Consider the following 13,731-nt stretch of genomic DNA (forward strand, 5'->3'; position numbering starts at 1 on the left):
GGAGCCAAGTTCGCAGATATCCGGCATCTGTGTCAACATTGGTCATGAAATTCGGCAAAGTCGTTTCATGTTTGAAACATTCCGGAAACGACCCGCATGCGAGGATGTCGACGTGGACTCAAGCAATGTGAACGCCCCGGGCACCGACGTGCTGCGGGTGCGCAACCTCTCCGTGGCCTTCACGGGCTCGGGGCCGGACATCCCCGCGGTGCGCGAGGTCGACCTCCATGTCGGCCGCGGCGAATTCGTCGCGCTCCTCGGCGAGTCGGGCTCCGGCAAGTCCGTCACCGCCCGCGCGATCATGGGCCTCGGCGACGAGGGGACGCGCATCACCGCGGACGAGTTGAGGCTGGGTGATGTCGACCTCCTCGCGGTGAGCGAGGAGCAGCGGCGCCGGCTCCGCGGACAGCGCATCGCGCTCGTCCTGCAGGACGCGCTGTCCGCCCTCAACCCCGTGATGACCATCGGCGACCAGATCGGCGAGCTGTTCCGTGTGCACCGCGGCGCCTCCCGCAAGGAGGCGCGGGCTCGGGCGTCCGAACTGCTCGCGCTGGTCGGCATCCCTGCCCCCGAGCGCCGCGTGGACGACTATCCGCACCAGTTCTCGGGGGGTATGCGCCAGCGCATCCTCATCGCCATGGCCATCGCTCTGGAGCCGGACCTCCTCATCGCCGACGAGCCGACCACCGCGCTCGACGTCACGGTGCAGGCCCAGATCCTCGACCTGCTCGACTCGCTGCGGCGCAGGCTCGGGATGGGCGTGCTCCTGATCACGCACGACCTCGGCGTCGTGATGGAGGTCGCCGACCGCGTGGCGGTGATGTACGCCGGGCGGATCGTCGAGTCCGGCGACGCCGACACCGTGTTCGCGCGGCCCGCGCATCCCTACACCGAGGCCCTGCTCAGGTCGGTGCCGCAGGCCGCCCAGCGCGGGTCGGACCTGCTGACCATCCCGGGCTCTCCGCCCAGCCCGGCCCGGGTTCCGGCGGGCTGCTCCTTCCATCCCCGCTGCCATCTGGCCGTCGAGGCGTGCCGCACCATCCGGCCGCCGCTCGACGAGGTCGCCCCCGGCAGGCGGGCCGCCTGCATCCGATCCGAGGAGCTCATCCGTGAACTCGTCCCCTGATCTCAATGCCACGCTGACGTCGCCCGCGCCGGCGGACGCCGTCGGCCGGGAGGTCGTGCTCAGCGCCTCCGGCCTCGTACGGCAGTTCGCGACGGGCTCCCGATTGCGCCCGGCGACCGTCTCCGCCGTCGACGGCATCTCCCTCGACCTGCACGCCGGCGAGATCCTGGGCATCGTCGGCGAGTCCGGGTGCGGCAAGTCGACGCTCGCCCGCATGCTGGTCGGTCTCGAGCGCCCCGACGGCGGCACGCTCACGTACCGCGGGACGGACGTGTCGCGCGGTCGCGCTCGCGACCGCAAGCGGCTGCGTGAAGGCGTGCAGATGATCTTCCAGGACCCGTACGCGTCCCTGGACCCGCGCATGACGGTGCTCGACATCGTCACCGAGCCGATCGCCGCCGCGCACGCCATGGGCCGGGCGGCGCGACGCGCCCGCGCGATCGAGCTGCTGGAGCTGGTCGGGCTCGGCGAGGACATGCTCACGCGGTTCCCGCACCAGTTCTCGGGCGGCCAGCGTCAGCGCATCGGCATCGCCCGCGCACTCGCGCTCGACCCGGACGTCCTGGTCTGCGACGAGCCGGTCTCGGCGCTCGACGTCTCGGTGCAGGCGCAGGTGATCAACCTCCTGGGCGATATCCGGCGCCGCCTGGGCGTCTCGATCGTCTTCATCGCGCACGACCTGTCCGTGGTGCGGCACATCGCCGACCGCGTCGCGGTCATGTACCTCGGGCGGATCGCCGAGCTCGGCGACACCGACGTCCTCTACGAGCAGCCGTCCCACCCCTACACGCAGGCGCTGCTCTCGGCGACACCGACCGCGACGCGCGAGGGACGCGGCCGGCTGGCGCAGCGGCGCATCCTCGCCGGCGAGCCGCCGTCGCCGGTCGACCCTCCGGCCGGCTGCCGCTTCAACCCGCGGTGCTGGATGGCGACGGACGAGTGCCGCTCGGTCGTGCCGCCGCTGCGGCCGCTCGAGCGGCCGGGGATCGCACTGCGCGAGGTGTCGTGCCACCACGCCGAGGAGGCGGTCGCGGTCGGCTGACCGCGCCGCAGAACGGAGGAAGGCGGCCCGGCAAAGCGGCCGCACCTCCTCCCTTCCGCTCGCTCCCGCGGCGTGTCGCCCCCGTGCTCCTCCGTTTCGGACAGCTCTTTCGCACCGGGCGCCTACCACGCGTGAGACCCGTCGGTACGATGACCGCATGACGACCTCCTCCCCCGCGTGGGGCATCCTGGGCACGGGCGGCATCGCCGGCGCCATGACGCGCGACCTGCAGCTCGACGGGCACACCGTGACCGCGGTCGGATCGCGCAGCCCCGAGTCCGCCGCCCGCTTCGCCGCCGCGCACGGCATCCCGCGCTCGCACGGCAGCTACGAGGAGCTGGTGGCCGATCCGGACGTCGACGTCATCTACATCGCGACCCCGCATCCGCAGCACGCGCCGAACGCCCTGCTGGCGTTGGCGGCCGGCAAGCACGTGCTCGTCGAGAAGCCGTTCACCATGAACCGGGCCGAGGCGCAGGCCATCGCCGACGCGGCCGCCGCGAACGGGCTCGTCGCCCTCGAGGCGATGTGGACGCGGTGGCTGCCGCACATGGAGCGGCTGCAGGAGATCGTCAGCGACGGCACGCTCGGCGAGCTGCGCACCGTCGTCGCCCACCACGACCAGCGCACGAACCCCGACCCCGAGGGGCGGATGCTGAACAAGGCCCTCGGCGGCGGCGCGCTCCTCGACCTCGGCATCTACCCGGTGTCGTTCGCCTGGGACGTCCTCGGCGCTCCCGACCAGGTGCTCGCCCTCTCGACGCCGACAGCGACCGGAGTCGACCGCCAGACGTCCATCCTGCTCGGCTACGACAGCGGCGCCCAGGCGGCGCTTACCACGACCCTCGACGCGGCCGGCGACAACAGCGCGACCGTGGTCGGCACCGACGCCCGCGCGGAACTCGACGCCACCTTCTACGCACCGACGAGCTTCCGCGTCGTCGACCCCGCCGGGCGCGTGCTCGAGACCTACGAGTCCCGCATCGACGGGCGCGGGATGCAGTACCAGGCGCGCGCGATCGAGCGGCTGATCGCGGCGGGCGGCGGAGAGGATGCGCGGCTGCCGCTGTCGCAGTCGGTAGCGATCATGGGCACGCTCGACACCATCCGGGAGCGCATCGGCCTCACCTACTGATCCGCCGCCCTTCCGCGCGCCCGACGCCCGGCGTTAGAGTGCGGCTAGGGCCGTGGCCCAGCGGGAAGGAGCGTCAAGGATGACCGATCTGACCGGGCGGAGAGCCCTCGTCACCGGCGGCGCGAGCGGTATCGGGCTGGCGTGCGCCGAGGCGTTCGCAGCGGCCGGCGCGCACGTCACGATCGCCGACCTGAACGGCGACGCCGCCCGCGAGGTCGCCGGGCGGCTCGGCGGGGACGCGTGGGAGGTCGACCTGTCGAAGACCGTCGAGCTCGCCCAGGCGCCGGTCGACACCGACATCCTCGTCAACAACGCCGGCATCCAGACGGTCCGGCCGATCCAGGAGTTCGAGCCGGAGACGTTCGCGCTGATGCTGCGGATCATGGTGGAGGCGCCGTTCCTCCTCATCCGCGCGGCGCTGCCCGGGATGTACGAGCGTGGCTTCGGCCGCATCATCAACATCTCCAGCGTCCACGGGCTGCGGGCGAGCGAGTACAAGTCGGCCTACGTCACGGCCAAGCACGCGCTGGAGGGGCTGTCGAAGACCACCGCCCTGGAGGGCGGCCCGCACGGCGTCACGTCCAACTGCATCAACCCCGGCTATGTGCGCACGCCGCTGGTCGAGAAGCAGATCGCGGACCAGGCGCGGCTGCACGGCATCCCGGAGGAGGACGTCGTCGAGAAGGTCATGCTGACCGAAGCCGCGATCAAGCGGCTGGTCGAGCCCGCCGAAGTCGGCAGCCTCGCGCTGTGGCTGGCCGGCGACGACGCGGGAATGGTCACCGGAGCGAGCTACACCATGGACGGCGGCTGGAGCGCCCGGTGACGGCGCCCGTCCCGTTCACCGCACCGGTCGACGGCGGGGAGCTGGCCGGCGGCGTCTGGCATCCGGATGCCCCGGGCCTACCGCTGCTCGCCATCCACGGCATCACGGCGAACCACCTCGCCTGGGCGCGGGTCGCCTCCGCCCTGCCCGGCACGCGCATCCTCGCGCCGGACCTCCGCGGCCGCGGCCGCAGCGGCGACCTCCCGGGCCCGTTCACGCTGAACCACCTCGCAGACGACGTTGCCCGGGCGCTGGACGCTCTCGACGTCCCGCGAGTCATGGTGTCGGGACACTCCATGGGCGGCTTCGTCGCGGTGCGCTTCGCCCAGCGCCACCCGGACCGCGCCGAGAGCCTTGCGCTCATCGACGGCGGCCTGCCGCTCCCATGGCCGGCCGACATCCCGGCCGACGAAGTGCCCGCCGTCGTTCTGGGCCCCGCGCTCGAACGCCTGCGACGCACGTTCGCGTCACCGGCCGGCTACGAGGAGTTCTGGCGGCAGCATCCCGCGATCGGCCCCTGGTGGAACGAAACCTTCGCGGACTACGTCGCCTACGACCTCGTCGGCGAGGCGCCTGCCCTGCGGTCGAGCGTCAGCGAGGCGGCCGTCTCGGTGAACGCGCTGGAGCTGTACGGCGAGGACGGCTACGCGGACGCGCTGGCCGGATTGCGGCTCCCGATCTCGTTCGTCCGGGCGCCGCGCGGCCTGCTCGACGGCCCTCCCCTCTATCCGCCGGAGGTCGTGGCGGAGTGGCGCGAGCGGCTGCCGGGGATGCGCGTGAGCGAAGCCGACGACGTGAACCACTACACGATCCTGATGACCGACGACGGGCTCCGGCAGATCCTGTCGGCGCTCGACCCCTCCATCCACCACCCGAACCCTTACCCGAAGGAGACCCCCGCATGACCGGAACGCTGCTGCCGGGCATCGACGCCCGCACCGTCCGCACCGACCGCTACACCGCCAACGTCCTGGAGCGCCCCGCCGACGGCGACGCGCTGCAGACCGTGCTGTTCGTACACGGCAACGTCTCGTCGTCGCTGTTCTGGCAGCCGCTGATGCTGTCGCTGCCCGCCGGCATCCGCGCGCTCGCGGTCGACCTCCGCGGCTTCGGCGACAGCGAGGTCCTGCCGGTGGATGCGACCCGCGGCGTCCGCGACTTCTCCGACGACGTCGCCGCGGTCGCCGACGAGCTCGGCCTCGGCGCCGCGCACATCGTCGGCTGGAGTCTCGGCGGCGGAGTGGTGATGCAGCTGCTGCTCGACCGGCCGGACCTGGTGGCGAGCCTCACCCTCGTCTCACCCGTCTCGCCGTACGGCTTCGGCGGCACGGCGCTCGATGGCTCCCTTCTGAACGCGGACGCCTCCGGCACCGGAGGCGGCGGCGCGAACCCCGACTTCGTCGCCCGGCTCGCCGCCGGCGACACCGGCGAGGAGTCGCCGACCTCCCCTCGCGCGGTCTACCGCTCGTCGTACGTCGCGCCCGGCTTCGAGTCGGAGTACGAGGACCTGTGGGTCGAGTCGATGCTGTCCACGGCCACCGGCCCCGACAACTACCCCGGCGACGCCGGCGCCTCCGAGCACTGGCCCGGCTTCGCGCCCGGCACGCGCGGCATCCTGAACACGCTCGCGCCGACCCACTTCGACACCTCCGGCATCGCGGACGCTCCGGCCAAGCCGCCCATCCTGTGGTTGCACGGCGACGTGGATGCGATCGTCGGCGACGCGTCCTTCTTCGACCTGAACCAGCTCGGCGCGGCGGGCGTCATCCCGGGCTGGCCGGGCGAGGACGTGGCGCCCCCGCAGCCCATGCTGGCGCAGACCCGCGCCGTGCTCGACCGCTACGCCGAGAACGGCGGCCGGACGCGCGAGGTCGTCTTCGAGAACTGCGGCCACTCCGCCCACGTCGAGAAGCCGGAGGAGTTCCGGGCGGAACTGCTGGCGTGGATCAGCTGAGGGATGCGGCGCTCGCCAGGGCATCGGCGACCCGGAGGTAGAGCGTCCTCTCGCCGGAGGGGAGTCGCGTGAAGCCGAACCGTTCGTAGAACGCGACGGCTCTGTCGTCTTTGGCGTGGACGACGATCGCCCGCATGCCGATGGTCTGGGCGACGCGGACGGATTGCGCGACCGCGTGCTGGAGGAGGGATGCGCCGAGTCCCCTTCCAGCGTCCCGCGTGTCGACGGCGAGGCGCCCCATGAGCACGACCGGGATGGGATCGGGCATGTTCCTGGCGAGCCGTCCGGGCGCCTCTGCGCGGATCAGGGACCCGGCCGCCAGGCAGTAGAAGCCGCACACGCGTTCCGTCCCGGAGGCGACCGAGATGAAGGTGCGGGAGGCGCCGTTGGTGTCATTGTGACGTGCCCACCCGCGGAGCCACCGGTCGAGCTCAGGGCTACCGCAGAAGAACTCGGAGACGACGTCGCCCGCCCGCAGGGCGCGCGGTGCCTCGTACTCAGTCACGGAAGACGGAGGGGCGGTGGAGCAGGTCGACGAGGCCGGGGATCGGGCGCCCGGGTTCGTCGAGGACGGCCAGGAAGGCATCGAATGCCTCGGCGTCCATGGTCAGCTGATGGTTGCGACGGATGACCTCGTGAGCGTGCTCGGTCAGCGCCTGCGTCGAGAAGTCCGTCACGGACCGGCCCTCGAGCGCAGCGGCCTGCTCGATGAGCTCCTTCTGCTCCCCGCTCACGCGCAGCTCGAGCCGCTTGTCCTTCACACTCATGTCACTCAATGTACGGCAATGCGCCGTACGTTCCGTCCAGCGCTCCCCGCCGCAACCCCAGCATCCCCTCGACCGCCCGCGCCAGCACCGGGCCGCGGTCCCCGCCGCCCCACCGGACGAGCGCCTGCGCGTTGAGGCCGTCGATCATCCCCAGCAGCTGCCACGCGGCCTGCGCCGGGTCGTCGGCATGGAACTCCCCGGCCGCGACGCCCTCCTGCACGATGCCGAGGATGAGCTCCTGCCAGGCATCCATCTGCTCGCGCACCGCCTCGGCGAGCACGTCGTTCCTCCGTCCGAGCGCCCACGCCTCCACCCAGACCAGGGTGACGTCGTCGCGCGTGCCGTCGAGCAGGGTGCGGAGGAGGACCGCCAGCCGCTGCGTGGGCCCGCCCGCCCCGGCGAGCAGCGTGCGCACCTCGCCCAGCTCGGCGCCGACGACCGCGGCGAAGGCGGACGCGACCAGCGCGTCCATCGCCGGGTGGTAGTGCGCGACGAGAGCGGGGGTCACGCCCGCGCGCCCGGCCACGCCGCGGAGCGTGACCGCGGCGAGGCCGTCGGACAGCGCGAGGTCGCGTGCGGCGGTCGCCAGTTCGATGCGGCGCTCGGCCGGCGGGCGGCGGGGGGCTCTTGACATGATCCGCCCAGTATAGGTACTTTCGTCACACATATTGATCGCACGATCAATAAAAGTCGCCGACCGATGGAGGACTCGATGACCTGGCGCATGCCCGCCGAGACGGCACCCCACGAGCGCACCTGGATGGCATTCCCGCGCGCCGGCCTCACCCTCGGTGACGACGCCGCCTCCGCCGAGGAGGCCTACGCATCCTGGACCGCCGTCGCCCACGCCGTGGCCGAGTACGAGCCGCTGACGATGGTCGTCGACCCGACCGAGCGCGACCGCGCCCGCCGCATGCTCGGCAGCCACATCGAGCAGGTGGAGGCACCGCTCGACGAGTTCTGGATGCGCGACTTCGGCCCCACCTTCGTCGTCGACGACGAGCGCCCGGGTGTGCTCGGCGCGGTCGACTGGACGTTCAACGGCTGGGGCGACCCGGAGTGGGCGGAGTGGCGCAAGTCGGCCGAGATCGCCCGCTTCGTCGCCGAGCGCACCGGCGCCGAGCTGATCAGCTCGCTCCTCGTCAACGAGGGCGGCGGCATCCACGTCGACGGCGAGGGGACGGTGCTGCTCACCGAGACCGTGCAGCTCGACCCGCGGCGCAACAAGTACGCCGACAAGGCGCGCGTCGAGGCGGAGATGGCCCGCACGATCGGCGCGACCCACGCGATCTGGCTCCCGCGCGGCCTCACCCGCGACTACGACGACTTCGGCACCAACGGACACGTCGACATCGTGGCCACCATCCCCTACCCCGGCACGCTGCTGCTCCACGCCCAGCGCAACCCGGAGCACCCCGACTTCGAGGTGTCGCGCGAGCTGCGCGCCCTGCTGGCGGAGACGACGGATGCGGCCGGCCGCAGCTGGGACATCGTGGATCTGCCCGCTCCGGCGACCCTGCGCGACGAAGAGGGCTTCGTCGACTGGAGCTACGTCAATCACCTGGTCGTCAATGACGGCATCGTGGCGTGCGGGTTCGGCGAGGAGAAGGCCGACGCCGAGGCGACCGAGATCCTGGAAGCCGTCTACCCGGGACGCCGCGTGACCATGGTGGACTCGCGCCCGATCTTCGCGCGCGGCGGCGGCATCCACTGCATCACCCAGCAGCAGCCGGCGGTGAACGCATGACGTTCGACGTGGTCGAGGCCTCCATCGCCGACCTGCGGCGAGCGCTCGAGGCCGGCGAGACGACCAGCGAGGAGCTGGTGACGGCGTACCTGGCACGCATCGACGCGTACGACGCGGCCGGCCCGCGGCTCAACGCCGTGGTGGTCCGCAACCCGGATGCCCTGGCCGAGGCGCGGGCGGCGGACGAACGCCGGGCGCGCGGCGCGACCCTCGGGCCGCTCGACGGCATCCCCTACACGGCGAAGGACAGCTACCTGGCGCGCGGCCTGACCGCCGCGGCCGGCTCGCCCGCGTTCGAGCACCTGGTCGCGCAGCGCGACGCCTTCACGATCGAGCGGCTGCGGGCGGGCGGGGCGATCCTGCTCGGCCTGACGAACATGCCGCCGATGGCCAACGGCGGCATGCAGCGCGGCGTCTACGGGCGGGCCGAGTCGCCGTACAACGGCGACTACCTGACGGCCGCCTTCGGCTCCGGGTCGTCGAACGGCTCGGGCACGGCGACCGCGGCGAGCTTCGCGGCGTTCGGGCTCGGTGAGGAGACGTGGTCGTCCGGGCGCGCTCCCGCGTCCAACAACGCCCTCTGCGCCTACACGCCGTCGCGCGGTGTCATCTCGGTGCGCGGCAACTGGCCGCTGGTGCCGACGATGGATGTGGTGGTGCCGCACACGCGCACCATGGCCGACCTCCTCGAAGTGCTCGACGTCATCGTCGCCGACGACGCCGAGACCCGCGGCGACTTCTGGAGGGCGCAGCCGTGGGTCCCGCTGCCCGCGGCGTCGGAGCTGCGGCCCGCGTCGTACCCGGCGCTCGCGGAGGGCGCGTCGCTGGCGGGCCGCAGCGTGGGCATTCCTCGCATGTACATCAACGCCGACCCCGAAGCCGGGACCGCCGAACGCCCGGGCATCGGAGGCCCGACCGGGCAGCGGATCGAGACCCGCGACTCGGTCATCGCCCTCTGGGAGGCGGCGCGGCGCGACCTCGAGGCGGCCGGCGCGACCGTGGTCGAGGTCGACTTCCCCGTCGTCTCCAACTACGAGGGCGACCGACCGGGCGCGCCGACGATCGCGACGCGCGGGCTCGTCACCCCGGCGTTCCTCCGCCGCGAGATCGTCGACTTGTCGGCGTGGGCGTGGGACGACTTCCTCGACGCCAACGGCGACCCCGCACTGCGGACGCTGGCCGACGTCGACGGCGCGCGTATCTTCCCGCAGCCCGAGGGCGCCCTGCCCGACCGGTACACCGGGTTCGAGGACGACATCGCCGACTACCCCGCCTGGGTGCGGGCGCATCCGGGGACGACGCTGGACAGCATCCCGGAGCTGGCCGACGGACTCCTCGGACTCGAGGAGACCCGCCGCGTCGACCTGGAGGAGTGGATGGACGGCCTCGGCCTCGACGCCGTCATCTTCCCGGCTGTGGCCGACGTGGCGCCGGCGGACATGGACGTCAACCCGGCGTCCGCGGACCTCGGCTGGCGCAACGGCGTCTGGGTCGCGAACGGCAACCTCGTGCCGCGGCACCTCGGCATCCCGACCGTCACGGTCCCCATGGGCACGATGGCCGACATCGGGATGCCCGTCGGGCTGACGTTCGCCGGCCGCGCCTACGACGACACGCGCCTGCTCGCGCTGGCCGCGGCCTTCGAGGCGCTCGGGCCGCGCCGTACCGTCCCGCCCCGCACCCCGCCCCTCCCGTAGCCGCCGAGCGGTGTGCCCGCCGTCGAGTACACGAAGAGTGCACGCGATACCGCGTCGGACCGTGCACTCTTCGTGTACTCGATGGAGGGCCGGGTCGGTCTCGGGAGGGATGCGGATCAGGCGCGGGAGGGACGCGCGGGCGCGGCCGTGCTGCGAGCGTGGAAGGCATGCACTCCACGTACCGCGTCATCGGCGCCGCCTCCGCCCTCCTGCTCGCCGTCGCCCTCGCGGGATGCGCGGCGGGCGGCAGCGCTGCGATGGCGCGGCCCGCAAGCCTCCCCGCAGCCGGCGAGGTCGCGGCCACGGACGGCCTCACCGGCGATGACGGGTACATCCCGGACGGGAGCTCGCTGAGCCTCGACAGCGAGCTGCCCGCCGTCACCCGCCTGGACCCCGCACTGCTGGCCGCGCTCCGCGATGCGCAGGCCGCGATGCGGCGCGAGGGCGCGGGCCACGACATCACCATCGCCGACGGCTGGCGATCCGAGCGCTACCAGGAGCACCTGTTCGCGCAGGCGGTCGAGCAGTACGGCAGCGAGGAGGAGGCCGAGAAGTGGGTGAAGCGCGGCAGCGACTCGGCCCACGTCCGCGGAGACGCCGTCGACATCTCCGATGCCGGCGCGATGGACTACCTCAACCGCTTTGGGAACGCCTGGGGCCTCTGCCAGACGTACGCGAACGAGGCCTGGCACTTCGAACTGCGCACCGAGCCCGGCGGCGAGTGCCCGGCGCAGTCCGCCGACGGCCGCGGCTGACGACTCGCGAAAGCGACGTCAGTCCGCGATCCCGACCGCAGCGCGCTCGGTCTCGGGCCGCCCCACGCTCGCGAGCATGGCATCCGCCAGGTCCGCCCGCGACACTGTGAAGCCGCGCGGGACGCTGCCTCCGACGCGGGTGCGGTAGTTTCCGGTCGCCCGCCCGGAGGTGAGCATCGGCGGGCGGAACGCGGTCCACACGGCGTCCGACCCCCGAAGCGAACGCTCCATCTCGCGGAGATCGTCGTACACCGGACGCAGCAGCACGCCGATCAGCGGGAGCGCGATCCGCCGACTGACGAAGCTGTCGTCGGCCGGCGGCGGCTCGACGGGTGCCGCGCTGATGACGACGAGCCGCAGCCCCATCCCATCCGCAGCCCGGAGGATCGCACGGGTCGCGGGCGCCGCTACCGGCGCGTCCGCCCGCTTGCGCGGCCCGATGCCCGACAGAGCGGCATCGGCTCCGGCGAGCGCCGCCCGCACCGCCGCCGTGTCATCGAGAGAGGGGATGACGCGGACACTGGCACGCGCATCCACGTCGTCGGGCGGCCGGCGCAGAACGACCGTCACATCGTGCCCCTGCTCCAGCGCCTGCTGGGTGATCAGCCGGCCGGTCTGGCCGCTGGCTCCGAAGATCGTCAGTCTCATGTCGTCATGGTAAGTGATAGTCACAGTACCGTGCAATCACCGATCGGTATCATGTCAGCATGAGCTCCGAGCCCCCCGCCCTGGAGTCCCGGGCCAGCTTCCTGGTCTCCCAGCTAGGACTGCAGAGCGCCCAAGCGTTCACCGCCGCCCTCGCCCCGCTCGGACTCACCCCCAACCGCTACGGCATCCTCGTGCACGTCGCGCGACAGGAGGGACGCACCCAGCAGGAGCTGGCGACGGCGCTCGGCCTGCACCGCAACTCGATGGTCACCCTGATCGACGACCTCGAGCAGCGCGGCCTGGTGGAGCGGCGGCGGCACCCGGACGACCGACGCGCCTACGCCATCCACCTCACCCCGGCCGCACGGGATGTCGTCAGCGCCGCCACGCGCCTGGCCGACGACCAGGAGGAGGCCATGCTCGGCCGCCTGAGCCCGGACGACCGCGCGACCCTCCTCGCCATCCTCACCCGGATGGTCGCGGGCGGCGGCTACCAGCCGGGCGTGCACCCGGGCCTCGGGCAGCACGGCCAGGAGAGCCCCCAGTAAGCTGGATGCCGTGTCCAAGGTTCTGAGCAGTCTGCCCGTCGGTGAACGAGTCGGCATCGCGTTCTCGGGAGGGCTCGACACCTCCTGCGCGGTCGCCTGGATGCGCGAGAAGGGCGCGATCCCCTGCACGTACACCGCCGACATCGGCCAGTACGACGAGCCCGACATCGAGGCCGTCCCCGGCCGCGCCGGCGAGTACGGCGCCGAGATCTCGCGACTCGTGGATGCGAAGCGCGCGCTCGTCGAGGAGGGCCTGATCGCCCTGCAGTGCGGCGCCTTCCACATCCGCTCGGGCGGCAAGACCTACTTCAACACCACCCCGCTCGGCCGCGCGGTCACCGGCGTCATGCTGGTGCGCGCGATGATGGAGGACGGTGTCGAGATCTGGGGCGACGGCTCCACCTACAAGGGCAACGACATCGAGCGATTCTACCGCTACGGCCTCATCGCCAACCCGCGCCTGCGGATCTACAAGCCGTGGCTCGACGCCGCGTTCGTGGAGGAGCTCGGCGGCCGCAAGGAGATGAGCGAATGGCTCGTCGCCCGCGGCTTCCCGTACCGCGACGCGACCGAGAAGGCGTACTCGACCGACGCCAACATCTGGGGCGCCACCCACGAGGCGAAGCGCCTGGAGGAGCTGGACGCGGGCCTCGACATCGTCGAGCCGATCATGGGCGTCGCCGCCTGGCGCGACGACGTCCCCGTCGAGACCGAGACGGTGTCCGTCCGCTTCGAGTCGGGCCGCCCGGTCGCCATCAACGGCGTCGAGTTCGACGACCCGGTGGCACTGGTGCTCGAGGCCAACGCGATCGGCGGCCGCCACGGCCTCGGCGCGTCCGACCAGATCGAGAACCGCATCATCGAGGCCAAGAGCCGCGGCATCTACGAGGCGCCGGGCATGGCCCTGCTGCACATCGTCTACGAGCGACTGCTCAACGCCATCCACAACGAGGACACGGTCGCCAACTACCACAACGAGGGCCGCCGCCTCGGCCGCCTGATGTATGAGGGCCGCTGGCTCGACCCGCAGTCGCTGATGCTGCGCGAGTCGCTGCAGCGCTGGGTCGGCTCCGCCATCACCGGCGAGGTCACGCTGCGCCTCCGCCGCGGCGACGACTACACGATCCTCGACACCACCGGCCCGGCGCTCAGCTACCACCCCGAGAAGCTGTCGATGGAGCGCGTGGGCAACTCCGCGTTCGGCCCCGGCGACCGCATCGGCCAGCTGACCATGCGCAACCTCGACATCGCCGACTCCCGTTCGCGCCTCGAGCAGTACGCGGCGTCCGGCCTCATCGGCGGTCCGACCGGCGCGCTGGTCGGCGAGCTCGAGGAAGGCAGCGCCCGCTCCATCCTCGAAGGCGTCGAGCCGGTCGACGAGGAGCTGTCGCGCGAGATCGACCTGAGCTCGGAGGGAGCCGCGTTCGACTCCGGCACCGACTGAGCCCGTCGCGGCGCGCGAGCGTCGCGGCACCCGCCGAACGTA

The 13,731-nt window shown here is 72.3% G+C and carries 15 protein-coding genes; 11 read left to right on the forward strand and 4 right to left on the reverse strand.

Annotated elements, in window-relative coordinates; translation table 11 throughout:
• The first annotated feature begins 112 nt into the window (after nt 1-112).
• The 6 genes from AB0P25_RS04885 (at nt 113) to AB0P25_RS04910 (ending at nt 6,083) form a co-directional block, all read left to right on the forward strand.
• Nucleotides 113-1,126 carry an ABC transporter ATP-binding protein gene (locus tag AB0P25_RS04885; protein WP_363805726.1) on the forward strand — a complete coding sequence of 338 codons (1,014 nt, stop codon included), beginning with the start codon at nt 113-115 and terminating at the stop codon, nt 1,124-1,126.
• The gene (locus AB0P25_RS04890) at nt 1,110-2,168 is read left to right on the forward strand and encodes an oligopeptide/dipeptide ABC transporter ATP-binding protein (RefSeq protein ID WP_363805727.1); all 1,059 of its coding nucleotides are present in this window, start codon (nt 1,110-1,112) and stop codon (nt 2,166-2,168) included. Before AB0P25_RS04885 ends, AB0P25_RS04890 begins: the two co-directional genes overlap by 17 nt.
• A gap of 157 nt (nt 2,169-2,325) precedes the next feature.
• On the forward strand, nt 2,326-3,303 hold the full coding sequence (locus AB0P25_RS04895) for a Gfo/Idh/MocA family oxidoreductase (RefSeq protein WP_363805728.1): 978 nt from the start codon (nt 2,326-2,328) through the stop codon (nt 3,301-3,303).
• 79 nt (nt 3,304-3,382) lie between these two features.
• Nucleotides 3,383-4,129, forward strand: a complete 747-nt coding sequence (locus AB0P25_RS04900) for a 3-hydroxybutyrate dehydrogenase (protein ID WP_363805729.1) — start codon at nt 3,383-3,385, stop codon at nt 4,127-4,129.
• Nucleotides 4,126-5,034 carry an alpha/beta fold hydrolase gene (locus tag AB0P25_RS04905; protein ID WP_363805730.1) on the forward strand — a complete coding sequence of 303 codons (909 nt, stop codon included), beginning with the start codon at nt 4,126-4,128 and terminating at the stop codon, nt 5,032-5,034. Before AB0P25_RS04900 ends, AB0P25_RS04905 begins: the two co-directional genes overlap by 4 nt.
• The gene (locus tag AB0P25_RS04910) at nt 5,031-6,083 is read left to right on the forward strand and encodes an alpha/beta hydrolase (protein WP_363805732.1); all 1,053 of its coding nucleotides are present in this window, start codon (nt 5,031-5,033) and stop codon (nt 6,081-6,083) included. Before AB0P25_RS04905 ends, AB0P25_RS04910 begins: the two co-directional genes overlap by 4 nt.
• On the opposite strand, the gene AB0P25_RS04915 is transcribed toward AB0P25_RS04910, so the two are convergent.
• Genes AB0P25_RS04915 through AB0P25_RS04925 form a run of 3 tightly spaced genes read right to left on the reverse strand, consistent with a single transcriptional unit; the run spans nt 6,076 to nt 7,484 of the window.
• Complete coding sequence (locus tag AB0P25_RS04915; protein ID WP_363805733.1) at nt 6,076-6,588, reverse strand: GNAT family N-acetyltransferase; 513 nt, start codon at nt 6,586-6,588, stop codon at nt 6,076-6,078. The two genes, AB0P25_RS04910 and AB0P25_RS04915, sit on opposite strands and share 8 nt — an antisense overlap.
• Complete coding sequence (locus AB0P25_RS04920) at nt 6,581-6,850, reverse strand: DUF1778 domain-containing protein (protein ID WP_363805734.1); 270 nt, start codon at nt 6,848-6,850, stop codon at nt 6,581-6,583. The genes AB0P25_RS04915 and AB0P25_RS04920 overlap by 8 nt, the downstream gene beginning before the upstream one ends.
• A gap of 1 nt (nt 6,851) precedes the next feature.
• Complete coding sequence (locus tag AB0P25_RS04925) at nt 6,852-7,484, reverse strand: TetR family transcriptional regulator C-terminal domain-containing protein (protein WP_363805735.1); 633 nt, start codon at nt 7,482-7,484, stop codon at nt 6,852-6,854.
• 78 nt (nt 7,485-7,562) lie between these two features.
• Here AB0P25_RS04925 and AB0P25_RS04930 point away from each other — a divergent pair, with 78 nt between their 5' ends.
• The 3 genes from AB0P25_RS04930 (at nt 7,563) to AB0P25_RS04940 (ending at nt 11,049) form a co-directional block, all read left to right on the forward strand.
• On the forward strand, nt 7,563-8,597 hold the full coding sequence (locus AB0P25_RS04930) for an agmatine deiminase family protein (RefSeq protein ID WP_363805736.1): 1,035 nt from the start codon (nt 7,563-7,565) through the stop codon (nt 8,595-8,597).
• The gene (locus AB0P25_RS04935; RefSeq protein WP_363805737.1) at nt 8,594-10,294 is read left to right on the forward strand and encodes an amidase; all 1,701 of its coding nucleotides are present in this window, start codon (nt 8,594-8,596) and stop codon (nt 10,292-10,294) included. The genes AB0P25_RS04930 and AB0P25_RS04935 overlap by 4 nt, the downstream gene beginning before the upstream one ends.
• Nucleotides 10,295-10,461: 167 nt before the next feature.
• Nucleotides 10,462-11,049: a M15 family metallopeptidase gene (locus AB0P25_RS04940; protein WP_363805738.1), complete on the forward strand. Its 588-nt coding sequence runs from the start codon at nt 10,462-10,464 to the stop codon at nt 11,047-11,049.
• A gap of 18 nt (nt 11,050-11,067) precedes the next feature.
• On the opposite strand, the gene AB0P25_RS04945 is transcribed toward AB0P25_RS04940, so the two are convergent.
• The gene (locus tag AB0P25_RS04945; RefSeq protein WP_363805740.1) at nt 11,068-11,697 is read right to left on the reverse strand and encodes an NAD(P)H-binding protein; all 630 of its coding nucleotides are present in this window, start codon (nt 11,695-11,697) and stop codon (nt 11,068-11,070) included.
• A gap of 59 nt (nt 11,698-11,756) precedes the next feature.
• Between AB0P25_RS04945 and AB0P25_RS04950 the strand changes: the two genes are divergently transcribed.
• Together AB0P25_RS04950 and argG are read left to right on the forward strand one after the other, a co-directional pair.
• Entirely contained in the window at nt 11,757-12,245 is a 489-nt protein-coding gene (locus AB0P25_RS04950) for a MarR family transcriptional regulator (RefSeq protein ID WP_363805741.1), read from the forward strand.
• A gap of 10 nt (nt 12,246-12,255) precedes the next feature.
• A complete protein-coding gene (gene argG / locus AB0P25_RS04955) occupies nt 12,256-13,689 on the forward strand; it encodes an argininosuccinate synthase (protein WP_363805742.1) in 1,434 nt (477 codons plus the stop codon).
• Nucleotides 13,690-13,731 lie beyond the last annotated feature (42 nt).

The sequence above is a fragment of the Leifsonia sp. NPDC077715 genome (assembly GCF_040686855.1).
Taxonomy (GTDB): Bacteria; Actinomycetota; Actinomycetes; order Actinomycetales; family Microbacteriaceae; genus Leifsonia.

Bases quoted from the DNA above. Each gene is read 5' to 3' on its own strand.
- AB0P25_RS04910 (WP_363805732.1), top strand. From the start codon at position 5,031: ATGACCGGAACGCTGCTGCCGGGCATCGACGCCCGCACCGTCCGCACC.
- AB0P25_RS04900 (WP_363805729.1), top strand. From the start codon at position 3,383: ATGACCGATCTGACCGGGCGGAGAGCCCTCGTCACCGGCGGCGCGAGC.
- AB0P25_RS04930 (WP_363805736.1), top strand. From the start codon at position 7,563: ATGACCTGGCGCATGCCCGCCGAGACGGCACCCCACGAGCGCACCTGG.
- AB0P25_RS04950 (WP_363805741.1), top strand. From the start codon at position 11,757: ATGAGCTCCGAGCCCCCCGCCCTGGAGTCCCGGGCCAGCTTCCTGGTC.
- AB0P25_RS04945 (WP_363805740.1), bottom strand. From the start codon at position 11,697: ATGAGACTGACGATCTTCGGAGCCAGCGGCCAGACCGGCCGGCTGATC.
- AB0P25_RS04895 (WP_363805728.1), top strand. From the start codon at position 2,326: ATGACGACCTCCTCCCCCGCGTGGGGCATCCTGGGCACGGGCGGCATC.
- AB0P25_RS04940 (WP_363805738.1), top strand. From the start codon at position 10,462: ATGCACTCCACGTACCGCGTCATCGGCGCCGCCTCCGCCCTCCTGCTC.
- AB0P25_RS04920 (WP_363805734.1), bottom strand. From the start codon at position 6,850: ATGAGTGTGAAGGACAAGCGGCTCGAGCTGCGCGTGAGCGGGGAGCAG.
- AB0P25_RS04935 (WP_363805737.1), top strand. From the start codon at position 8,594: ATGACGTTCGACGTGGTCGAGGCCTCCATCGCCGACCTGCGGCGAGCG.
- AB0P25_RS04925 (WP_363805735.1), bottom strand. From the start codon at position 7,484: ATGTCAAGAGCCCCCCGCCGCCCGCCGGCCGAGCGCCGCATCGAACTG.